The organism is Gracilibacillus sp. YIM 98692 (assembly GCF_010993965.1).
Lineage (GTDB): Bacteria > Bacillota > Bacilli > Bacillales > Amphibacillaceae > Gracilibacillus.
Genome location: NZ_WIXM01000001.1, coordinates 13426 through 36172, shown reverse-complemented (window position 1 = coordinate 36172; position 22747 = coordinate 13426). Strand labels below are relative to the sequence as shown.

18 protein-coding genes are annotated in these 22747 nt (G+C 35.8%); 14 read left to right on the top strand and 4 right to left on the bottom strand.

Going from position 1 to position 22747, the window contains the following annotated elements:
- Nucleotides 1-15: 15 nt before the first annotated feature.
- The 3 genes from GHD00_RS00150 to GHD00_RS00140 are packed head-to-tail and all read left to right on the top strand — an operon-like array spanning nt 16 to nt 4928.
- On the top strand, nt 16-1344 hold the full coding sequence (locus GHD00_RS00150; RefSeq protein WP_205600681.1) for a glucoamylase family protein: 1329 nt from the start codon (nt 16-18) through the stop codon (nt 1342-1344).
- Nucleotides 1345-1378: 34 nt separating this feature from the next.
- On the top strand, nt 1379-3796 hold the full coding sequence (locus GHD00_RS00145) for a beta-galactosidase (protein ID WP_163536076.1): 2418 nt from the start codon (nt 1379-1381) through the stop codon (nt 3794-3796).
- A gap of 49 nt (nt 3797-3845) precedes the next feature.
- Nucleotides 3846-4928, top strand: coding sequence for a glycoside hydrolase family 172 protein (locus GHD00_RS00140; RefSeq protein ID WP_163536075.1), 1083 nt, complete (start codon nt 3846-3848; stop codon nt 4926-4928).
- Nucleotides 4929-5130: 202 nt separating this feature from the next.
- Here the strand turns inward: GHD00_RS00140 and GHD00_RS00135 are convergent, their stop codons facing one another.
- The gene (locus GHD00_RS00135; RefSeq protein ID WP_163536074.1) at nt 5131-5904 is read right to left on the bottom strand and encodes a helix-turn-helix domain-containing protein; all 774 of its coding nucleotides are present in this window, start codon (nt 5902-5904) and stop codon (nt 5131-5133) included.
- A gap of 214 nt (nt 5905-6118) precedes the next feature.
- Between GHD00_RS00135 and GHD00_RS00130 the strand changes: the two genes are divergently transcribed.
- The 9 genes from GHD00_RS00130 (at nt 6119) to GHD00_RS00090 (ending at nt 16247) form a co-directional block, all read left to right on the top strand.
- Nucleotides 6119-7588: a sulfatase family protein gene (locus tag GHD00_RS00130; RefSeq protein ID WP_163536073.1), complete on the top strand. Its 1470-nt coding sequence runs from the start codon at nt 6119-6121 to the stop codon at nt 7586-7588.
- 14 nt (nt 7589-7602) lie between these two features.
- Complete coding sequence (locus GHD00_RS00125; RefSeq protein ID WP_163536072.1) at nt 7603-8880, top strand: hypothetical protein; 1278 nt, start codon at nt 7603-7605, stop codon at nt 8878-8880.
- A 418-nt stretch (nt 8881-9298) separates the two neighbouring features.
- Complete coding sequence (locus GHD00_RS00120) at nt 9299-10093, top strand: endonuclease/exonuclease/phosphatase family protein (RefSeq protein WP_163536071.1); 795 nt, start codon at nt 9299-9301, stop codon at nt 10091-10093.
- Nucleotides 10094-10130: 37 nt separating this feature from the next.
- Entirely contained in the window at nt 10131-11243 is a 1113-nt protein-coding gene (locus GHD00_RS00115; protein WP_163536070.1) for a Gfo/Idh/MocA family protein, read from the top strand.
- Between the two features lie 23 nt (nt 11244-11266).
- Nucleotides 11267-12028 (top strand): sugar phosphate isomerase/epimerase family protein, encoded by a 762-nt coding sequence (locus GHD00_RS00110; RefSeq protein ID WP_163536069.1) that lies wholly within the window; start codon nt 11267-11269, stop codon nt 12026-12028.
- Nucleotides 12029-12066: 38 nt separating this feature from the next.
- A complete protein-coding gene (locus GHD00_RS00105; protein WP_163536068.1) occupies nt 12067-12939 on the top strand; it encodes a helix-turn-helix domain-containing protein in 873 nt (290 codons plus the stop codon).
- 32 nt (nt 12940-12971) lie between these two features.
- Complete coding sequence (locus GHD00_RS00100; protein WP_163536067.1) at nt 12972-13940, top strand: Gfo/Idh/MocA family protein; 969 nt, start codon at nt 12972-12974, stop codon at nt 13938-13940.
- A gap of 45 nt (nt 13941-13985) precedes the next feature.
- Entirely contained in the window at nt 13986-15455 is a 1470-nt protein-coding gene (locus tag GHD00_RS00095; protein WP_163536066.1) for a sulfatase family protein, read from the top strand.
- 114 nt (nt 15456-15569) lie between these two features.
- Nucleotides 15570-16247: an NAD(P)H-dependent oxidoreductase gene (locus tag GHD00_RS00090; RefSeq protein WP_163536065.1), complete on the top strand. Its 678-nt coding sequence runs from the start codon at nt 15570-15572 to the stop codon at nt 16245-16247.
- Between the two features lie 83 nt (nt 16248-16330).
- Here GHD00_RS00090 and GHD00_RS00085 read toward each other — a convergent pair whose 3' ends face one another.
- The 3 genes from GHD00_RS00085 to GHD00_RS00075 all read right to left on the bottom strand — a co-directional run bounded on the left by GHD00_RS00085 (nt 16331) and on the right by GHD00_RS00075 (nt 20438).
- Nucleotides 16331-17527, bottom strand: a complete 1197-nt coding sequence (locus GHD00_RS00085; RefSeq protein ID WP_163536064.1) for an ROK family protein — start codon at nt 17525-17527, stop codon at nt 16331-16333.
- A gap of 387 nt (nt 17528-17914) precedes the next feature.
- Nucleotides 17915-19675, bottom strand: coding sequence for a sensor histidine kinase (locus tag GHD00_RS00080; RefSeq protein ID WP_163536063.1), 1761 nt, complete (start codon nt 19673-19675; stop codon nt 17915-17917).
- The gene (locus GHD00_RS00075; RefSeq protein WP_163536062.1) at nt 19665-20438 is read right to left on the bottom strand and encodes a response regulator transcription factor; all 774 of its coding nucleotides are present in this window, start codon (nt 20436-20438) and stop codon (nt 19665-19667) included. The genes GHD00_RS00080 and GHD00_RS00075 overlap by 11 nt, the downstream gene beginning before the upstream one ends.
- A 234-nt stretch (nt 20439-20672) precedes the next feature.
- Here GHD00_RS00075 and GHD00_RS00070 point away from each other — a divergent pair, with 234 nt between their 5' ends.
- Together GHD00_RS00070 and GHD00_RS00065 are read left to right on the top strand one after the other, a co-directional pair.
- Nucleotides 20673-21308, top strand: a complete 636-nt coding sequence (locus GHD00_RS00070; protein WP_163536061.1) for a YesL family protein — start codon at nt 20673-20675, stop codon at nt 21306-21308.
- A 69-nt stretch (nt 21309-21377) separates the two neighbouring features.
- On the top strand, nt 21378-22745 hold the full coding sequence (locus GHD00_RS00065; RefSeq protein ID WP_163536060.1) for an ABC transporter substrate-binding protein: 1368 nt from the start codon (nt 21378-21380) through the stop codon (nt 22743-22745).
- Nucleotides 22746-22747: the final 2 nt, after the last annotated feature.

Here is a 22747-nt window from a genome sequence, read left to right as displayed (position 1 = left end):
GAGGGGAATTGCTAAATGAATAAATGGGCTGCAAAAAATAAGGTCATTTTGTTAAGTATACTCCTTTTATTATTTTTGGTAGGTGGATATTGGCTTTTAAATATGCAAAAGGAGCAAACTGAGAGCCAACTCGAGATAGAAGGGCCGCCTATTTTAGAAAAGGAAAGCAAAAAAAGTTTTGAGTTTTTCTGGGATGAGGCTAATACAGACGAAGGAAGTACAGGTTATGGATTAATTAGAGATCGAGCGCCAAATAACCCGGAACTTGCTAGTATTGCTTCTGTTGGATTCGGCTTAACAGCTATAACGATAGGTGCTGAAAGAAATTGGATAACGAAAGAAGAAGCGGAAAAGCGGATTGAAGGTACATTGGATACCTTATTATTGCATGCTGAACATGAAAATGGGGTATTCTATCATTTTTTAAATATAGATGATGCAACAAGAGCAGGCACTAGTGAGGTTTCTATTATTGATACAGCCATCTTGATCAGTGGAGCTATTACAGCAGGTGAATACTTTGAAGGGGATATCAAGAAAAAGGCTGAAGATATATATAGACGTGTGAATTGGGATTGGTATAGAAATCCAAACAATAATTTATTCTATATGTCTTATTCACCAGAAAGTGGATTTGCGGGTGCATGGGACTTTTATGCGGAACAATTAATGATGTATTTCCTAGGTGCGGGTTCCCCAACTTACCCAACAAACCCAGAAATGTTTTATGACTTTACTAGACAAGAGCGTGCGTATGGAGAAGGGGAGCCTTTTATCCATTCATGGTTTGGGTCTATCTTTACCCATCAATTCTCTCATGCTTGGTTTGATTTTCGTCATTATCAAGATAGAGAAGGGATTAACTGGTTTGAAAACTCCATTAAGGCCTCAAAAGCCAATCGTGATTATGTGATGGATCAAGCCGATAAGTTTGAAACATTTGGACCAAACGCTTGGGGGCTTACCGCTAGTGATGGACCGAATGGATATAATGGGAAATATGGCGCAAGTCCGTCTGGTTCAAATAATTCAGCTCATTTTACAGATGGGACGATTCCACCAGCAGGTGCTGCAGGTTCTATTGTTTTTACACCAGAAGAATCGATAGCAGCTCTAGAACACTACGAAACTATTCCTGAATTATGGGGAGATTATGGTTTTAAAGATGCTTATAATCTAGAGATTTCACCTGATTGGTATGCGCAAGATGTGATAGGTATTGATAAGGGTATAACGTTGCTAATGATCGAAAACTATCGAACAGGTTTTGTCTGGGAGAACTTTATGAAGAACGAATTTGTACAAAAAGGAATAGAAGAAATTGGTTTAGAGAAAGTGGAGTAACCAATCTATCAAGAATATGAAAGGATGATGAAATGTGATTGAGATAAAAGATAAACAGATTATCATTGATGGAAAACCTCAAATCATTATGTGTGGAGAAATCCATTATTTTCGATTAGATCGATCCGAATGGCAAGATCGTATTGATAAATTAAAAATGGCTGGGTGTAATGCTGTGGCAACCTATGTTCCTTGGCTTTGCCATGAAGAAGTGCAAGGAGAGATTGATTTGGACGGTTCGACACGGCCAGAGCTCGATTTAAAAGGGTTTATTGACTTATGTGCTGAAAATGACTTGTATTTTTTCTTGCGTCCAGGTCCTTTCATCATGGCTGAAATGAAGAATGAAGGTATTCCCAATTGGGTAATCGAAGAACATCCTGAAATCATTCCGGTTACATGGGATGGAAAGAAAACATTAGCAAAAACACTTGATTATACTGCTCCAAGTTTTTTACAGCATGTAAAGAATTGGTATGCTGCTGTAATGGATATTGCTGCACCAAGATTACAGAAAAATGGCGGGAATATTATAGCGGTTCAATTGGATAATGAGATTGGTATGCTCTCATGGGTTAGCAATTGCCCTGATTTAACAGAGCATAATTTGAATGAATTTACCAATTGGTTAAAGGGGCGTTATGATGAAGAAACGTTAAAGAAACGATATCCCTTTCCTTTAAATGATACTGTAGAACGCAATCAAGCGATTCGTTCACCGAAAGAAGCGTATGCAACAAAGCTTCATTTTGATTTAGGGTACTATATGAGATATCGATTTGCTCGTTATGTAGCCATATTAAGAGAATATGCAGAAGAGTTTGGTGTAAAAGATATTCCTTTCGTAGTGAATATTCACGGAACTGGCGGTGGAAGAGGATTTACTTTTCCAATAGGGATTAGTCAGTTATATGAATCGTATATACAGGGAGAAGGTTACCTTTCAGGTTCTGATATTTACTTTGGTGATTGTAACATGCAAAGTTTCCAAGACCTATATTTAATTAATGGCTTTATGGATGCTGTTCAAAACTCAGATCAGCCGTTAACTTCCGTTGAATTTAACTGTGGGGATGGAAATTTTGGTAATAATTTTAGCGGGCGATTAGATCCTTCAGCATCTGATTTTAAGGCGCGTATGTGTATTGCACAAGGAAATCGTCTCCTCAATTACTACCTGATGACAGGTGGCAGAAACTATCGTTTTGACAAAAAATATCATGACGGTAATGATCGAATTGCGAATACGGGAGAACGACATGGTTTTGCCGCGCCAATAAGTCCTGAAGGAGAATTGAATTATACATTTCCTAGAATGGCGAGATCTATTAAGACGATCATGGCTGTTTCAGATAAACTTGCAGAAATGAATGAGCAACGGGACAACGTGGCTTTTGCTTTTATTCCGGATTACTATATGACAGAGGCATGCTATCCAAAAAGTTCTAAAACGCGTGAGATCTATCAAAATATTGAGGCAAATCGATCGACGGCAGCATGGGAAAATATGGCACGGGCAATGTTGCTTAATGGCTATCGTTATGGTTCGGTGGATATTCAAAATAAACCTATAAATATTTCTGATACATCGGTGATCGCATTACCTTCAGCACGTTACATGCATAAAGAAATCCAAGAAAAATTGGTACAGTTTTTAGAGGATGGAGGCGCTATACTTCTTTATGGTGAAGTACCTACCCATGATATGGAAGGTAATCCATGTGAGTTGTTAGCAAATGCAATGGGAGCACGGCCTAAAGGAATGAGTTTAGCTGGTCCAGAATTTGCTTTATCGGTATATGCTGATGGATGGGCAAAAGATCGCGCAGAAATTCGCGTTCATAAAGCGCAAGTTTTTGATTTTGATCGACAAGTAGAGTCGCTTTTCCGTGTGTATGGGACAGATGAAACGTGTGGTTTTGAATGTCAAGTCGGTAAAGGAAAGGCGATTGTGATTGCAACCCCATTTGTTTGTGATATGGACTTGTTCAAGCAAGCATTGGAGAGGTTAGGATCTAAAGCACGATTAACAAATGATAGTAAATACCACGGCATTTTTATGACGTCAACAGCAACAGCTAATGGAGAAGCCTTTTTGCATATTCTTAATTTAGATGGATTTGAAAAAGAAACGCATATATATTATGACGATCAAAAGCTTTTCGATGGACGAAAATTATCCCTTCAAAGTAAAGAAGGTGTGATGCTACCTATAAATGTTAGGTTTGAAGATGTGCAAATTAATTATTCCACTGCCGAGATTACAAAAGTGGACAAGGATTTTATTGCATTTCGTCTCACACAAAAGGAGGATATTATTTCTATAGAAACAGAACGCGAAATTCTTCCTAGTGAGGACTATATTATCAAAAAAGATGGTAAGGTAACTTATATTTTCTCAAAGAAGAATGCAAAGATTGATGATGAGTGCGTGGTTCAGTTCCGAGTTTAAAAGTCCTGACAGCTTATATTAACCATATTAAAGGAGGAGAAATTCATTTATGAATCTATTTAATGGTTTGGGTATGGGATTAGGTAATTTAGCTAAGCTATCAAATGCTAAATCACGTTCGATTAGTGCTGAAAATTTCACAGGGGAAAAAGGAAAAGCTGGAATGGCGGTAGAAGGAACGGGATCAGAGGCTGCAAGAGATTTAGGACAAGGTTGGAAAGTCTCTCCTTCTGTAGCCATTCCTGCTAATGGCTCATTTGTCCTTGCGGATATAGAAGGGCCAGGTGTTATTCAGCATATGTGGATGACTTGTGCACCACATGCTTGGAGAGATTTTATCTTTCATATTTATTGGGATGATGAAAAAGAACCATCGGTAAGGGTCCCTTTAGGTGATTTCTTTTGTAACGGGTGGTGTGAACGAACAAATGTTAATTCACTGCCGGTTTCAGTAAACCCGGCAGGTGGCTTTAATAGTTATTGGGAAATGCCGTTTCGACGTGCCGCAAAAATAATAATAGAAAATAGAGCAGACTATGAAACGATTTTATATTACCAAATCGATTATGCTTTAACCGAAATCCCCGAAGACATGGCATATTTTCATGCGCAATGGCGCAGAAGTAATCCACTTCAAGAGAAACAAGTTCATACATTAGTCGATGGTATTAAAGGGAAAGGTCATTATGTTGGAACGTATTTAGCTTGGCAAGTTAATAGTAATAATTGGTGGGGAGAAGGAGAAATTAAATTTTACTTAGATGGTGATGTAGAATTTCCGACTATATGTGGCACGGGTACAGAAGATTATTTTGGAGGAGCATGGAATTTTGAACAGCCTAAGGGTGAATATGGAACATTTTCCACCCCGTTTTTAGGATTTCATCAAGTAATAAAACCAGATGGACTTTATCAAGCCAATCAACGATTTGGTATGTATCGCTGGCATATTATGGACCCTATACGTTTTGAAGAAGACTTGAAAGTAACGATTCAAGCATTAGGCTGGAGGTCAGGCGGCCGGTACGAAGCTAGAAAAGATGATATTGCTTCTGTTTCCTATTGGTATCAAACCGAACCGCATCATCCGTTTCCAGAATTGCCAGGAAAAGATGACCTCGAAGTTATTTAAGAGGGTTTTCCAATTATGAAAGACCATGTAAAGGAGCTGACTTTTGAGACAGCTCCTTTTCTTTACCTTATAGGAAAGCATAAATTGTCAGCATGGAAGCCATCTCGACGTAGTGGACAATTTAGGAATATAGATAAGTGCAACTACGGCTCTGCTGTCGCCTAAAGGGCTCGGCAATCGCCTAGTTTTCTTTAAGTACATTTCATTTTTTATTTGAACTAGCTTGAGATGGGGGTATCCCCATCCATTTTTTGAACATCCGATTAAAATAGGATTGATCACAATAACCTAGATATTCCGCTGCTTCTTTTACAGTCATTTGTGTATTATTGAATAAATTCCATGCCATATTAACACGTGTTTGATGTAAATACTGTATGGGTGTTACCCCGATTACTTCTTTAAATAATACAGTAACATAGTTTGGCGAAATACCTGCCATTTTGGATAATTCATCAATTGTAATGTTTTCTCGAAAATTGTAAAGGATGTACTCTTGAAGTTTCCTAACCAACTTTTCTTTTTCAGGTGAAGCATTTTGTTCAAACCTTTCTTGAGAAATTAGTAGTAATAGCTCGGATAATATATTGCTAGATAAATGCTCGTAATAAGTTCTTTTACCTAGCCACTGTACATATAAAAATGAGAGACGTTGTTCAAAATAAGCTAAATTCCTCGGAGTATATCGAAAGAGTTGATCTTTCTTTGGAAATGGTAATGGAAAATCTAAGGTATGTGTTTCAGTCGAAAATAACACTGTATATTTACGGTGGGTTTTGGTTTCGTGATTTTTCCATGCACGATATAAGTTATCAGGTATCCATAAACATTCTCCCTTTTCTAATTCTATCTGTTTATTTTCAATGAAATAGACGACTGTACCTTCTGTAACATACACGAATGTATATAATCCCCTTGCTTTTTCCGTACTCCAATATGGATCTACATCATGATATACACCTTCTATTTTAAACATAAATTCCGATTTCTCCTTGTGAAATAATTTGATGAATTATACAAATATTATGATTTTGTTTATTTAAATTATACTCTATAACTAATATGATATCTATAGACAATATATAGTAATGTTAGTGCCTTGTTAAGGCATTAATATTATAAAATATTTGATTGAAAATTTGTGTTTTATATGATGAATTATCCAATATTAAAAAAGCGAGGAGATAATCATGAAAATATTGTATATTGATATTGATTCATTAAGACCTGACCATCTGGGGGCATATGGATACCATCGCAATACATCACCAAACATTGACCGTATTGCTGAAAATGGAGTTACTTTTACAAACTATTATGCATCCGATGCTCCATGTGCACCATCACGTAATGCGATGTTTAATTCAAGATTTGGTATTCATACTGGATCCATTAATCATGGTGGGTTAGATGCAGATGTTCGACCAATAGGTGCAGACAGACCTTTTAATCATCATCACACACCTTATCAAGCTTGGGTAGAAGATCTTCGGTTTAGAGGTCATCATACTGCTATGATTAGTCCATTTCCTGGACGTCATGCAAAGTGGAATGTGTTGGAAGGTTTTCTGGAAATGCATGATACAGGTAAACATGCTGGTGAAACAGCAGGTGATGTATCAAAAGAAGCTTTAAATTGGATAAAAGGTAAAGGAACGGAAAAAGAAGACTGGTTTTTATACCTTAATTTCTGGGATCCGCATACACCTTACCGTACACCTGCGGACTATGGTAATCCATTCGAACACGCTCCGGCCCCTGATTGGTTGACAGATGATATCATTGCACAGCATCGGGAGAGTTTTGGCCCAATGAGTGCTCGAGAGTTACCAGCAAGAGATCAATGGCCAAATTTACCTGAAGAAATCTCTTGCCGTGAAGATTTTAAACGTTGGATCGATGGTTATGATACAGCGATCAGACATGTAGACGATCATGTAGGTCAACTTCTTCAAGCATTAGAAGAGGAAGGAATGTTAGAAGAAACAACAATTATTATTTCTGCTGATCACGGTGAAAATCAAGGTGAGTTAAATATATACGGTGATCATCAGACAGCAGATCATATTACAAGCCGTATCCCATTAATTATGGCTGGTCCAGATATAAAGCAAGGTCATGTAGATGAAGAATTTCACTATCAAATTGATTTAGGGCCAACTTTAGTCGAATTAATTGGAGCAGAACCACGTGAAAGATGGGATGGGACAAGTTTTCTCCCAACGATTACCAATGGAGAAGCAGCAGGTCGTGATTATTTAGTCGTTAGTCAAGCTGCATGGAGTTGCCAGAGAGGGGTTCGTTTTGATAATTGGATATTAATTCGCACTTATCATGATGGGTTAAAGGATTTTCCTGATTTAATGTTGTTTGATATTGAAAACGATCCACATGAGACAACTAATTTGGTAGATGAAAAGCCAGAAGTTGTAGCTAAAGGTCTAAGATTATTGGATGAATGGGTGGCCGAGCAAATGGTTACATCGGATTCTCCAACAGATCCAATGTGGAACGTTATTCAAGAAGGCGGACCGTTCCATACAAGAGGAAATTTCGAGAATTATGTAAAAAAGCTAAGAAATGAAGGTAGAGACGATGCTGCAGAAAAACTAGAAAAACGGCATCAGAAATTTCAAAAAATCTATAATAAGCTGAATTAAGGAGTCATTCGAAAATGAGTATTACGACAGAGAATTATAAATATTTACCAAATCATGTAAAGGGTTTTTTTGATCGTCAATATCAAGATTCGTATCAGTTATTAGATGCATCCAGGCAACCTAAGACAGGTTTATATGCGGATGGTTATATGACTTTTGAAAAAAATCCTGATCAACGTTGTTCCATCGCTGCAACTGGAGTTGGTCTCATAGGTCTGTGTGTAGCAGATGAGGAAGGTTGGGATGAAGATGCCGCTAAAAAGGCGGTAACCACCTTACATGCTGTTACAGGAAGAATTGATGGATGTCAAGTAGCTCGTGATGAAAAGGCTGGTTTCTTTGCTCACTTTGTTGATATGAACACAGGAGAGAATTTACAGTCAGAACTATCAACAATTGATACGTCATTATTAGTCGCAGGAGCCCTTTTTGCAGGAAGTCATTTTAAGGATTCTAATCCTGAGATAAATGAAATGGCGAATGAGCTTCTCCATGAAATTGATTGGAGTATAGTTGTTGCGGATGTAGAAACTGGATCTATTAATATGGTGGTAAAAGATGGGGAAGGGATAATGCCGCTACCTGCATATAACGAATATGTATTAGTAGCATATCTTGCGATGTTAGGTAACCCTGAAAATCAAGCGGTTCAAGCTTTATGGAATGAAAATTTTGCAGAGAGTAAAATAAATGAATTGCCACAATTAGAATATCGAGATATTCCTGTACTGACAGATACTAATGGAAAAGAATCCTTTTTATCTTCGTTTGTTCATCAGTTTCCTTTTTATTTAGTGCCGGAATATGCAAATAGTGCAGTATACCAGGATTTTTATCGAAATGCATGTATGGCTGATCGATTAAAATGGAAGGAATTAGACGATGTTCCTTCCTATGTATGGGGGTATGGTGCAGGTCCTAATGATGGTTTACATGGAGGATATCATGCAGATCAAATTAATAACTCGCCAGGAGATATAGCATCCGCATATATTGTTGCAGGTTTCTTACCAGTATATCCTGCAGGGATTCATGACTTATATGCGTTATACCAACTTCACTTACCGTATGATAAGTATACAAATAATAATGATAAAGAGGATGAGCAAAAGCTTCGTGCATCTTACAAATATGGTTTACACAGATATTCTTGGTGGCATCTTGAACAGCCAGAGAGGTGGTATCCAACGAAAGTGACGTTAATAGATTGGAGCTCTATGTTATATGGTTTGACTGCTTTTAAAAGAGGGATGTCATTTTTTACGGATCGCATGAGTCCAATCAGAAAATAAATGAAACACCTTGATGTCAATGATATAGGATCAACTATTAAAAGTTGATCCTTTTTTAAAGAAAGGAAATAACTAGTTCGTTGTATCCATATACTGCGACATTACTTTTCTTTAGGTTTTCTGCCAATCTTCTTGAAAAATAGTGATAGAATACGCTCCGCCAACATATTTCGCTTTCCGCGGGCACGGCCTCAGCCTCCTCAGAAGCAAAGGACGCTTCTTCCGGGGTCTTCGGACACGTGCTGTTCCCGGAAAGCGAGTGTTTTTCCACAGCGGGGATTTAGCACTCATCAGTCATTAGATTGGTAAGAGATCCCTATCAGGTTATGTTGAAGTTTTGTTCAGCTATGCAGAGTGCTAATTAATTATAATCCGATAACTGTACGGTTGTTCTTATGGGGAAAGGGGAGTGAAAAAAATGGAACTGAAAGTGATGACTTTTAATTTAAGAGTTGATGTCCCGGAGGATGGATTGAATGCTTGGAAGTATAGAGCTGCGATCGTTCCCAAAATTATACTAAACCATCATCCTTGTGTTTTCGGTATTCAAGAAGGATTGTTAAGGATGATCCAAGATATCGAGAATACTTTACCGGAATATAGTTGGATTGGCGAGGGAAGAAGAGGCGGTAACAATGATGAATATTGTGCTATATTCTATGATCAACAAAAAGTCGAATGTATAGATTCAGGGCAGTTTTGGTTATCAGATACGCCTCATATACCAGGCAGTATTAGTTGGGAAAGTGACTTTCCGAGAATATGTACATGGGGACATTTTCGATTCAAACATGACTTGGACAAAGAGTTTATGTTGTATAATACGCATCTAGATCATGTCAGTCAATTAGCAAGGGAAAATGGAATCGCTTTAATTTCAGAAAACCTTAGAGAGCATGCTTTAGATTGCAAGGTTCCTGTTATTTTAACAGGGGATTTGAATAGTAATTCAGATAATAAAGTCATTCATTTTCTACGTGGGGAAGAAACAATCAAAGAAAAGACTTCAAAATTACAAGATACTTTTAAAGCATTATATGGGGAGCCAGGCCAAACATTCCACCATTTTTCAGGAGGAACAGAAGGAGATCCTATTGATTATATATTTTGTTCAACAAACTTTAAGGTTTTAAGGACAGAGGTGGATAGGAGTAGATGTAATGGAACATATCCTTCTGATCATTACCTCATTATTGCAACACTAGAACTTTAGAAATATACGATTAAAAAAATAGATAGGAGAAATTAGCATGGACAGATTAAAAATTGGATTGATTGGTTGCGGACACATTAGTGGTATTTATTTAGAATCTAATCAGAAATTTGATATTTATGATATCGTCGCTTGTGCTGATTTAAATATGGATGCGGCAAGAGCAGCGGCTGATAAATTCAATATTGAAAAAGTGTACACGGTAGAGGAGTTATTAGCTGATCCGGAAATTGACATTGTTTTAAATTTAACAATTCCACAAGCACATGCTGAGATCGCTTTAGCAGCATTAGAACATGGAAAACATGTTTATTCTGAAAAACCATTAGCTGTAACATTGGAAGATGGCAAGAAGGTATTAGACAAAGCAAAAGAAAAGGGATTACGTATCGGAGGAGCACCGGATACTTTTTTAGGGGGGAGCTTACAAACGTGTCGAAAATTGATAGATGACGGTTGGATTGGTGAACCTATAGGTGCTACTGCCTATATGATGAATCGCGGACCAGAAGCCTTTCATCCGAATCCAGATTTCTTTTTCAAAGCGGGGGGCGGACCGATGTTTGATATGGGTCCATACTATCTTACGGCTCTCGTTAACATGATAGGCTCTGTTCAATCTGTTACAGGATCTACTAATATTACTTTTTCAGAAAGAACTATCAAGAGTCAACCAAAATACGGTCAAAAAATAAATGTAGAAATTCCCACTCATGTAAATGGTGTATTGAACTTTGCTAATGGAGCGATAGGTAATATTATTACGAGTTTCGATGTTTGGGGAACCAAACTTCCTAATATGGAGATATATGGTACAGAAGGAGTCATGAGTGTACCTGATCCGAATTATTTTAGTGGGAAAATAGAGGTTAAAAGACATATGGGAGAGTGGCAGGAAGTTCCTTTAACTCATGGTTTTACGGATAATAGCAGAGGGATTGGTTTAGCAGATATGGCCTATGCGATCAAAAATGATAGAAATCATCGGGCAAGTGGTCAACTAACTTATCACGTATTGGAAGTTATGCATGCTATACACCAATCATCACATGACGAGAAACATATTCATTTATCAAGTAGTTGCGAACGCCCATCAGCCTTGCCGATTGATATATCAATAGATCGATTAGAATTATTGAATCACCGTTAATGCATTGTAAAGGAAGGGAAAAAATGAGAGGAAAATTTGCTGTTCAACTTTATACATTAAGGAAAGAGTTAGATAAAGATTTACCACAAGTTTTAAAGAACCTAAAAGAAATGGGGTGGTCAGGAGTTCAATTAGCTGGATATCATGGTTATCATCCAAAAGAGCTTGCTGCATTGCTAAAAGAATTAGGATTATTTGTCGCAGGTATTCCTGTGGATATAGAACGAATGCAAAATGACTTAACAAGTGTACTAAATGAAGCAGATTTATTTAATACAAAGGATTTATTTTTGCCATATATACCTGAAGAAAAAAGAAATGAGGAAAACTATATAGCTATACGTAAAGTATTAAATGAAGCCGCTTTAAAAATAAGGAATAAAGGCTATCGAATAAGTTACCACAATCATGACTTTGAATTTGATACATGGATCAATTCTAAGTCAGCTTTGGAATTTATGCTTGAGCCCACACAGAATAATGAAGTATTGGCACAAATTGATGTATATTGGGTCAAAAAAGCTGGGCGTGATCCACTAGAGTTTATCAAACCTTATGCGAATCGAATGCCAATCATCCATTTAAAAGATATGGCAGCAGATAATCAGGATTTCGCTGCACTTGGTACAGGTATTATAGACTTTGAGCCTATCATATCATGGGGCGAAGCAAATGGTATCGAATGGTATGTTGTAGAACAAGATGAGTGTCCTGGAGACCCTATTGATAGTTTGCAAATTAGCTTAGATTATCTAAATCAATTAAATAAACAGCATAATGGATAACCATTACTAACTATAATGGGAAAAGGATTGGTCTATCAATGTCTTACTCAGAATGGAACATAAATCAAAATATTGTCGGTCATTTCGTGTATGATAGCCAGTTTATAAAAGCTAAAGGCTTAGATGCTAATAATAATTGTCATATTGTTCTTGTCACTCGTGGAAAAATACGAATGAGTGCCGGTGGTATGGAACACCAATTAACTGCTGGAGATATGCTTATATCAAACGAAGTATATGCATACTATCACGATCAAATAAATAGTCAGTCATATCAAATCAATGTCACTCATTTTGATCCTATATGTGTGGAAAAGATTGTACCAAAAACTATTTTTGAAGATAGCTATTTTCTTTTTAATACACCAACAGGGGTTAAGGTAAGTTGGAGTGAAAGAGAAAAGCAAGAAATGAATGCCTTTATTTCCTCGATAAATGAAGAAAGGCAGAGTGAAAAGTTTGGCTATGAAGTGATGGAAAAAACTTATTTAGCTCAGCTTTTTTGGAGGATCAGTAATAGATCAAAAGAATTATATCCATATAATTCACCAGTAACATCTTTTAAAGAGAATCATGTACAGCATATTAAAGCTTTTATAAACAACAATTATAAAAAAGAATTATCATTGGATTTATTAGCGAAAATCATACATTTAAACAAGTATTATATGTGTCACTGTTTTAAAGATATAACAGGTATTACTATTCAACAGTTTTTATTACATCGCAGGATCAGGGAAGCAAAAAAGCTTCTACTCACTTCAAATGATTCTATTGTAAGTATTTCTATCAATATTGGAATAAGAAATCCTTATTATTTTAGTAGATTATTTAAGCAATACGTAGGTGTTTCACCACAATTTTATCGAACACAAAACAGCCTGGAAAAAAATAAAAGTTATTCTTCGTAACTTTTTTCAGATTAATGAAAGAAGGGAAACAAATGGACAAGATAAGAATAGCGATCATAGGAGTTGGTGGTATCTCACATGGTCATATTAACCAATTATTGAAATTAGAAAGTGTAGAGATTATGGTGATAGTAGATCCGAATATTGAAAATAGAAATCACATTCTGGATAAATTTCCTTTGTTACATGTGAAAGAATACTCGGGCCATAAAGAGATGCTTCGTTATGAGGAAGTAGACGCAGTGGTTATTTGTTCACCACATACACTGCATTTCAAACAAGGTATGGATGCATTAGACAGTGGTTGCCATGTATTAATGGAAAAACCTATGACAACTAATGCAATAGAAGCGCAGCAGCTAATTGATAAAGCGGAACTAGAGAAAAAAGTGATACAAGTTTCCTATCAACGTCATTTTGAACCAGCCTTTTTATTAATAAAACAAGTTATTGAAGATGACGAAATCGGTAAATTAACTTCCATAACGGCTTCTTTGTATCAAAATTGGAAACAGCTTACGATTGGAACATGGCGGCAAAACCCTTCTTTGTCTGGAGGAGGTATGTTGATGGACTCTGGCAGTCATATTATGGACGTCCTTTTATGGACAACAGGTTTAAAGCCAACTGAAGTGTTTAGCAAAATAGACAGGCATCATACACCTGTAGAAATTGATTCTATTTCAGCCATTAGGTTTGAAAGTGGAGTTATAGCAGGAGTAAACATTATTGGTAGTGCACCAGGATGGTATGAAAGTTACGCGTTTTGTGGTGAAAATGGAGGAATCTTCTTTGATAATGGTAAAGTTACTATTCATAAACAAAATGAAGAACCAATTGTTCCCATATTACCTACTCAACAGACAAACACAGATAAGAGTTTTATCGATGCCATTCAAAACAAATCGAAGGTACATGTTCCAGGGGATTACGCTAAGCAAGTAATCGAATTAACAGAAAGAATGTATCGATCTGCTGGATATAGACGATTCGAGTTTTAACCAAAGTCAATAAATTTTAAAACATTGGATAGGAGGAATTTAAAAATGAGAGTATTATTATTAGATTTAGATTCTACAAGACCTGATCACTTAGGCTGTTATGGATACCATCGAAATACAACGCCAAATATAGACAGAATTGCGGAAAAGGGAGTTCGTTTTACCAATTATTATACCACCGATGCTCCTTGCGCCCCTTCTAGAAATGCGTTTATGACGGGCCGATTCGGCATTCATACAGGTAATATCGGGCATGGTGGGACTGCAGGAGATATGCGAATCGAGGGTCCTAACCGTGAATTTCATGATCAATTGAAAACAGATAGTTTTCCAAATATTTTCCGTCAAGAAGGAATGAAAACTGCTTTAATAAGTCCGTTTGCTGAGCGACATTCATCATGGCAATTTTATGCTGGGTTTAATGAAATATACAACACAGGGAAAACAGGAGATGAATCAGCAGAAGAAGTGACGCCAACTGTGTTAGATTGGATGCAGCGCAATGGACAAGAGGATGATTGGTTTTTATATGTGAATTATTGGGATCCACACACACCGTATAGAGCACCTGAAAGTTATGGTGATCCGTTTAAGGATAAACCTTTGCCAGAATGGATTACAGATGAAGTGCTCCAAGAGCATTTACAAAGTGTTGGACCGCACTCTGCAAGGGAGATTAATATGTATGATAACAATACGAATCCAAAATTCCCTAGACATCCAGGCGAAATCACAGATAGGGAAGGATTAAGAAAAGTGATTGATGGATACGATACAGGTCTTCGGTTTATGGATGATAACATCGGCATGCTATTTAATGAAATGGAAAAGCAGGGAATAATGGAAGATACGGTTATCATTGTGACTGCTGATCATGGAGAAAACTTAGGTGAATTAGGCATTTATGCTGAACATGGTACGGCTGATCAAATGACTTGTCGAATCCCGATGATAGTTCGTTGGCCAGGTATGCAAGAGGGATATGTTGACCATGACTTGCATTACCATTTAGATTTTGCTCCAACAGTCGCTGAATTGTTAAATCAGCAACCTAAAAAATCGTGGGATGGAAAAAGTTATGCCCCGGCTTTACTAAGTGGAGAAAGTTGTGGCAGGGATTATTTAGTAGTCTCTCAAAATGCTCATGTATGTCAGCGAAGTGTAAGGTTTGATGATTGGCTTTATATTCGCACCTATCATGATGGGTTTCATTTATTTGAGAAAGAGATGTTATTCAATCTTAAAGAAGATCCTCACGAACAAAATAATGTAGCAGAACAACGTAAAGATGTTTGCATGCAAGCAGTTTATTACTTAAATGAATGGCATGACCATATGATGATGACGATGGATCATGATGTAGATCCAATGTGGACAGTGATGAAAGAGGGTGGACCGTATCATGCACAAATAAAGGATTTAAAAAGATATTTAGAGCATTTGAAAAAAACCGGTAGAGAAGAAGGAGCAAAAGAGTTAATGAAGCGATATTCAAAAGAACTTAATATGTCATAATTAAACAATTGAATCTGAAAACATTTTATAACTTTCTTGAGCAATTCTTTCGTTCTTTTTATCCAATAATTGTATAATAAAGGACGAAATTTTCTCATAGAAAGGTGTTAGACGATGAAAAATAAAGAACAGATTAAGCAATCTATCATAGATGCCTATTATTTTCGTCATGCGACCAAGCAATTTGATCCGAATAAGAAAATTCCAGAAGATGATTTTCAATTTATCATGGAAACAGCTCATTTATCCCCGAGCTCATTCGGGATGGAACCATGGCGATTTTTAGTGATAGAAAATGAGGCATTACGTGAGAAAATTAAAAATATTTCTTGGGGTGCAAGAGGTAAAGTAATGGATGCCAGTCATTTTGTGATTCTATTGTCTCGTACACAAAAAGATACTCAATTTGATTCGGATTATGCCAACGATCATTATAAAAATGTATTAGGTTTTCCTGAAGAAGCGGCAGATGGTCTTTTGGGCATGATAGAAAACTTCCAAAAGTCCGATTTTGAATTAATCGAAGATGAAAGACGGATGGAAGATTGGGCATCTAAGCAAACCTATATTGCGTTAGGTAACATGATGACAGCAGCAGCACAAATTGGCATTGATTCTTGTCCGATTGAAGGTTTTTCGATCAAGAAAATGAATCAATTTTTAATCGAGGAAGGATTGCTGGAAGATGGCAACTTTTCTATTTCCGCTATGGCTGCATTTGGATACCGCTTAAATGAACCAAAAGCCAAAACACGTCGCCCGTTTGATAATATAGTTAAATGGGTTAAATAGAAAAATTTTAAAAGCAGCGATCACTACTATCTATCAGTGGTCGCTGCTTTTATTAGGACTTTATTTTGCGAGGAAATACATGATTAAATCGTGAGCTCTTTTTCATTATTAATACAATTATTTGTCTCGGAAAGCGTGAGTCTTGGCAGTTCGAGAAAGTGTTGTATCCCCATAGCACAGGCGCCAATCACACCAGCTTTGGCACCAAGAGCCGAAAGTACAATTTCTCGATAGTGACAAACGGAAGAGTGTAGATGTTTTTCTATTTCTTTTAAGGAATCAGGGTAAGCCTTTAAAATGGGACTATTTAATACAATCATTTCCGGGTTATATAAATTTATTACATTATTTAAGCCAATGGCGATGTCTTGAATCCAATTTTTTATAGAAGCTAGAATATGTTCATCACCTTTATCTAACATTTTTTTGAAATCAGAATCTGACCGAATTGGATCCTGTAAGGTGTTATTGGCATAATTGAAGAATACCGGCTCAGATGCATACTTTTCCCAGCAACCCTTATTACCACAACGACAAGAACGACCATCAGGATAAACAATCATATGCCCCATTTCCCCTGCATGACCGTGAAATCCTTTATGTAATTCCCCGTTTATAATAATTCCAGCACCAATTCCTGAAGCCAAATTGATGTTTAATAGATTATTGCTTTGATTATACTGAATGGCTTTTTCTGCATAAGCAGAGAGGTTGGCATTGTTCTCTACATGTACATCATATACACCATGCTTTGCTAGCTCTTCTTTGATATTTACATCTCGCCATTGATAAGATGGGACAAAGTGAAGTTCCCCTTCATTTGTAATCGTTCCGTGTATGGCGATGATAGTTTGTGCAAGGCCATATTGAGCAAAAGCATATTCCTCTTTATATGCTTTGATTTGTTTAGCAAGTATAGAAACAATTTCTTCAAAAACATCTGTTTGAAGCTCCAGCTTTTTGTATTTTACCGTATCTCCTTTTAAATCTGTGATATTAAACAAAATGTGATCACGATCTAAATCAACACCTAAAAAATAGGAAGCCCTTTCATTAATAGACAGCAAAATAGGCGTTCTGCCAAGTCCTTTATGTTCTTCGCGTGTTTCATAAATTAGTTTGTTCTTTAATAAGTCATTGACTTGAACTGAAATCGTTGCTTTATTTAAACCCGTTATTTTGGATAGATTGGCACGCGAAATTTTATAGTGTTCAAAAATGGTGTTTAAAATAAAGCTTCTATTAATTTTTTTAATATACGCTCCATCACCTGTTAGCATTACTCATAACCCCCACCTGTGTCACGATATATTTATTTAGACAGCAAACTAATACTTATTATATCAAAGGTTATGTTATATAGTATATAGGTAATCGCTTTCTTTTTTGTACTATCAGTAAGTATAAAAATTTACGCTTCGCTGTCTAGATCCAGCGCCTACCCCCTCGAGGTCTTAAGTCGAGCCTCTTTGTGGCAAAAAAGAACCACATAGAGGCTCGACTTATTGCCCTAGGGTGACCAAGGCGATTGCGCCGTTATTTTATGAAAAACTGGCAATGATAAGTTTCGCTAACCATCAGTGGGGGATGAAGAACCCCCCTGCTGATGGAAGCCTTACTTTACAGAAATAGCGAACCATATGTCCGCCAGTCAAATTCAGCCTTGCTCATGACAAAGGATGCTCAATTAAAATAGTTGTTCCATAGTTTTCTTTGCTTCGAATCTTAAACCTATAATCATAGTTATAAATAAGCGAAAGCCTTTTTTTAATATTGGCTAACCCGATATGGTTGGTAACATATTCGTCTTTATCTAATTGTGTTAAGAGGTTCTCCAGCTTTTCTTGATCCATCCCTTTTCCATTATCCGTTACTGAAATGATAACTTTTTCGTTCTTTGTTTTGATTCTGACTTTTATGGTCAGCTTTTCCTCACTATTTTCATAATGCATGCCATGTTGTATACTATTTTCGATTAATGGCTGTAAAACAAATTTTAAAACTTGTAAATGCAAATCTTTTTCATAATAATCCCATATAATGTTGAAGTCCTTATCAGATCGAATTCTTAAAATGCTTAAATAATTCATCGTATTATTAATTTCTTCTTCTAAAGTCACGGTATGATTTTTGATTCTTAAAGAGAAATTCAAAATATCTGTTAATGTTTCTAACATTTGGGTTACTTTATTCGGTTTGCCCGTAAGAGCCATTGCACGCCAGTAGATGATCGCTAAAGTATTAGATAAAAAATGTGGATTAATTTGATTTTGCAGTGCCAGTAACTCTGCTGTTTGTAATTGGTATTTTTTATCATTAAGTTCTTTTTCTAAATTATTCTGATCTACGTAATTTTTCAAAATACGACGAACAATATATTGGTATTCGTTATCCTTAAATGAAATATTTTTGGTCAACTCTCCTTCATCCTGTTTTGATGAGTTTAATAAAGAAATGATATCACTTACGTGTTGGGTGTTTTTTCTAGTTAAATAGTAGATGATGGCAATACCTAATACAAGTGAAATAAGAACAAACACAATCGTTAAAATACGCAGTTGGTTTGGAATTAAGTAAATAATATTTTTCTCTACAATGGAATAATAACGTAATCGATATTCCTGTGAAGGTAGTTGATTCACGATATATTTAGTACCATCTATTTGGATTTCAAATGTTTCTTCCTCTCTCTCTAACGGTATATTATCTAAATCTAACTGATTACTATTTGCGTTTCCGTATAACTTATTGTTATGTTCGTCTAATACAAAGACGCTCTGGTTGTGATAATTATTTAATTCATTGATTAAGTTTTCAAAGTAGCTTTGGTAAAGGTTAAGTACTATCAATCCTTGAGAGGTTTTCGCGTTTGTTTTGAATACATTCTTAAAAACCGTGATGACTTCCTCTGGATCTTCAAAGGAAAACTGAGACATTTTTCTATTCTTTATCCAAATTCCTTCCTTTGTAGAAGTGGTGTCATATTCATCATACCAAGCTTGGTCATACATTTTATCAAAACCTATCACCCCTGAACGAGAGGTTAAGACTCTATTATGTTTATTTTGATAATAGACATAAATCGAGTGAATCGCAGGTGTTGCAATTTCTCGTCTACGGATAGCACCTTCTCCATTTAAAATGTTTCGGTTTTGTTCAAAAGTTAAATAATCTGAATCAAAAATATTCTGAAGGGATAGAATGATATCTGGGTTCCAGTTGTAATCTAAATTCAGTAGATACATATCATTTAACGTTGCATTAGTCTGCTGTTCTAATTGCTGTAACACATTAATTGTGTTACTTGTAATAGATTCCTTCATATATTTATCTGTAATTACGATAGCAAACGACCCTAATATAAATAATGGAATAAGTAAAGGAAATAAAAATAATGCCGTATTTTTTAATAAAATTTTATTGTTCATTTAGGTCAGCCACTTCCAAAGTATTTCTATTTCTGTATTCCCTAGGTGTCATGCCATGGTATTTTTTAAACATTCTCGTAAAATTCTTCGGATTATTATATCCAACTAAGCTACTGATCTCATATGTTTTATAATGATAGTCTGTTAACAATGTTGCCGCTTTTTTCATGCGGACTTCTGTTAAATACGTGGAAAAATTATAGCCTGTTTTTTCTTTAAAATAGGTACTAATATAATTGGGTGACATTTTTAAAATACTAGCTAAGTCTTCTAATGTAATGTCTGCATAATTTTTCTGTGTATATGTTTTAATCGTATGGATAATATTTTCTGTGTAGTTCTTCTGTCCTGATTGAGAGTCTATTAAAATATCATGTTCTTTTACTGTTGTATCCATCTTTTCTTTTAAGGAAGTGAAAACGGCTTGTATTTCTTCAAATTTCCCGGGTTTCACAATATAATCTAATACTCCGCATTTAATCGCTTCTTTTGCATAATAAAAATCTTTATAACCGCTTAAAAAAATAACCTGAATCGATTGTTTCATTTGTTGAATTTGTTTCGCTAGTTCAATCCCATCCATTACTGGCATCCTAATATCGGTTAATACCACATCGACAGAATGATCGCGTAGATATTTAAGAGCTTCCTTCCCATTCTCACACTCCTCAATCACTTCAAAACCTAATTGATTCCAAGGGAAGTAATTTTTTAATCCATACCGAATCTCTTTTTCATCATCGACAAGCAGTATTTTGTACATAAGGTACTCCTTTCCATGAAAAGGTATCATTATATCTTCCATTTCTAAAATAATGATACCTCTAAATGTAAGCGCTTAATTATTTGGTGTTTTTATTAAGTGAAGCATCTTTTTTTGATTCTTCAACAAGGTATACTAAAGATAATCACATAAAAGATAAGCTTTGATTCTATTTTAATCTACATTAGTAGTTATGACAATTCATCTTTTGAAAAAGGGAAAGAAGGTGATAAGATGAATGCGGTTTCTCTTACGGAAATGACAAGAGTATTTTGTATCTATATAGTAAAATTGGTTTATCTCAATATACTATGGTTTTTATTTACTTTATTAGGATTGGTTGTTTTGGGAATAGCTCCGGCAACCGTAGCACTTTGCCGAGTTCAAAAAATGTGGTTAGAAGAGCGGCATGTCCCATCTATTTTTTCTTTATTTTGGCAGGAATATAAAAAGCATTTTAAAAAGTCTAATTTGTTAGCGCTTACCATGTTGATTTTAGGGTACTTAATCTATTTTGATCTGAAGTTTTTTGTTCAAAAGGATGGACTGTTTAATCAAATCATCAGTCTATTTATCTTTATTCTATCAATATGGTATATAATTATCTTAATTTATATTTTTCCAACATATGTACACTATCAACTAAAATGGTGGAAATATATTCAATATGCCTTTGTAATTGGAATGGTTAACCCGCTTAAAACGATTGGTATGGGGATTGCATTATGGGGGATGATTTATTTGTCCTTATATTTTCCTCAAATTTTAATGTCTATTGGAGTAAGCTTAACTTTTTTTATCATTATGATTGTAGGTTGTCGATCTGTAGAGCAAATCAGTATCTTAAAAGCACAATACAATCAAACATGATTTGAAACAATGATTATGACAGGTCATTGTTTTGAATATAAAATTTTTAGGAAAAGGGGAGAGAAAAAAATGCGACAAAAAGTTAAAAAGCTATTATGGGTTATGATGTTATTATTTTTAGTTGGAGTGTTGGTCGCATGTAGTAGTGGTGAGGAATCAAATGCGTCAAATGAAGACACTGATAATAATGCCTCAGATAATGAAGAAGCAAGCCAAGATTCAGGTAAGGAAGAAGTCGAGTTACGGATATTGTGGTGGGGCTCTCAGGACAGGCATGATCGTACATTAGAAGCGATCGATTTATATATGGAAAAAAACCCACATGTTACTATTTCACCAGAATTTACTGGCTGGGATGGTTATTGGGAAAAAATGGCCACACAGGCAGCTGGTGGTAATCTCCCTGATATTGTACAAATGGACTATAAATACTTATCAGAATATGTAGGGAAAGATTTATTAGCTAATTTGAATCCACACGTAGAAAGTGGTGCATTAGATTTAAGTGATGTAGAAGATGTATATATTGATGGTGGAAAAATTGATGGAGGTTTATATGCTGTTAACTTAGGAGCTAACTCTCATGCTCAAGCATATGACCCTGCAATGTATGAAAAAGCAGGTGTGGAGCCTTTAGAGCCAGGTTACACCTATGATGAACTTATTTCTAAATCACAAGAGCTTTCTGAAAAATTAGGCGATGATGTATATGGAATTCAGCCAAGTGCCAATGTGATGGGATTCAAACATTATTTACGATTGCATGATAAATGGTTATATAATGATGATGGTACAGGGTTAGGTTATGAGGATGATCAGCTATTAGTAGACTTCTTGCAGGTTATTAAGGAATTAATTGATTCAGGTGCAGGTACACCTCCAGAGTTATTTAAGAGTGCAGGATCTAACATTGAACAGCAATCTATTGTACGTGAGCAGTCAGCAATTTTGATGGAGTTGCATAGTAACCAGCTTGTAGCATTAGAACAAGCTGCCGGTAGAGATTTGGAATTAATGGTTCAACCAATGATTGAAGGCGGAGAAAAGGGACATTATATTAAACCTAGTCAATTCTTCTCTGTTTCTACCCATTCAGAAGAACAAGAAGAAGCAGCAAAGTTTATTGACTTTATTACCAATGATTTAGAGGCGAATGAGATCTTGAATGCAGAGCGCGGTGTTCCTATTGCAGGTGAAGTTCGCGAGCATTTAAAATCCAATTTGGCTCCAGCTGGTTTAAAAATGTTCGAATTTGTTGAGTTAGTACAAGATTATGCAAGAGAAATTGATCCACCAGATCCACAAGGTGCAACAGAAATTGAATCCTTATTTGAAAATGAAGTAGAGGATCCGATTTATTACGGAGAAGTGACGCCAGAAGAAGCTGCGCAAAACTTTAGAGAAAAAGCAACGGAAATTTTGGCTAAAAATAAGTAAAT

Coding starts and splice junctions, on each gene's coding strand:
- GHD00_RS00150 (WP_205600681.1), top strand. CDS start 16: ATGAATAAATGGGCTGCAAAAAATAAGGTCATTTTGTTAAGTATACTC.
- GHD00_RS00140 (WP_163536075.1), top strand. CDS start 3,846: ATGAATCTATTTAATGGTTTGGGTATGGGATTAGGTAATTTAGCTAAG.
- GHD00_RS00135 (WP_163536074.1), bottom strand. CDS start 5,904: ATGTTTAAAATAGAAGGTGTATATCATGATGTAGATCCATATTGGAGT.
- GHD00_RS00130 (WP_163536073.1), top strand. CDS start 6,119: ATGAAAATATTGTATATTGATATTGATTCATTAAGACCTGACCATCTG.
- GHD00_RS00125 (WP_163536072.1), top strand. CDS start 7,603: ATGAGTATTACGACAGAGAATTATAAATATTTACCAAATCATGTAAAG.
- GHD00_RS00120 (WP_163536071.1), top strand. CDS start 9,299: ATGGAACTGAAAGTGATGACTTTTAATTTAAGAGTTGATGTCCCGGAG.
- GHD00_RS00115 (WP_163536070.1), top strand. CDS start 10,131: ATGGACAGATTAAAAATTGGATTGATTGGTTGCGGACACATTAGTGGT.
- GHD00_RS00110 (WP_163536069.1), top strand. CDS start 11,267: ATGAGAGGAAAATTTGCTGTTCAACTTTATACATTAAGGAAAGAGTTA.
- GHD00_RS00105 (WP_163536068.1), top strand. CDS start 12,067: ATGTCTTACTCAGAATGGAACATAAATCAAAATATTGTCGGTCATTTC.
- GHD00_RS00100 (WP_163536067.1), top strand. CDS start 12,972: ATGGACAAGATAAGAATAGCGATCATAGGAGTTGGTGGTATCTCACAT.
- GHD00_RS00095 (WP_163536066.1), top strand. CDS start 13,986: ATGAGAGTATTATTATTAGATTTAGATTCTACAAGACCTGATCACTTA.
- GHD00_RS00090 (WP_163536065.1), top strand. CDS start 15,570: ATGAAAAATAAAGAACAGATTAAGCAATCTATCATAGATGCCTATTAT.
- GHD00_RS00085 (WP_163536064.1), bottom strand. CDS start 17,527: ATGCTAACAGGTGATGGAGCGTATATTAAAAAAATTAATAGAAGCTTT.
- GHD00_RS00080 (WP_163536063.1), bottom strand. CDS start 19,675: ATGAACAATAAAATTTTATTAAAAAATACGGCATTATTTTTATTTCCT.
- GHD00_RS00075 (WP_163536062.1), bottom strand. CDS start 20,438: ATGTACAAAATACTGCTTGTCGATGATGAAAAAGAGATTCGGTATGGA.
- GHD00_RS00070 (WP_163536061.1), top strand. CDS start 20,673: ATGAATGCGGTTTCTCTTACGGAAATGACAAGAGTATTTTGTATCTAT.
- GHD00_RS00065 (WP_163536060.1), top strand. CDS start 21,378: ATGCGACAAAAAGTTAAAAAGCTATTATGGGTTATGATGTTATTATTT.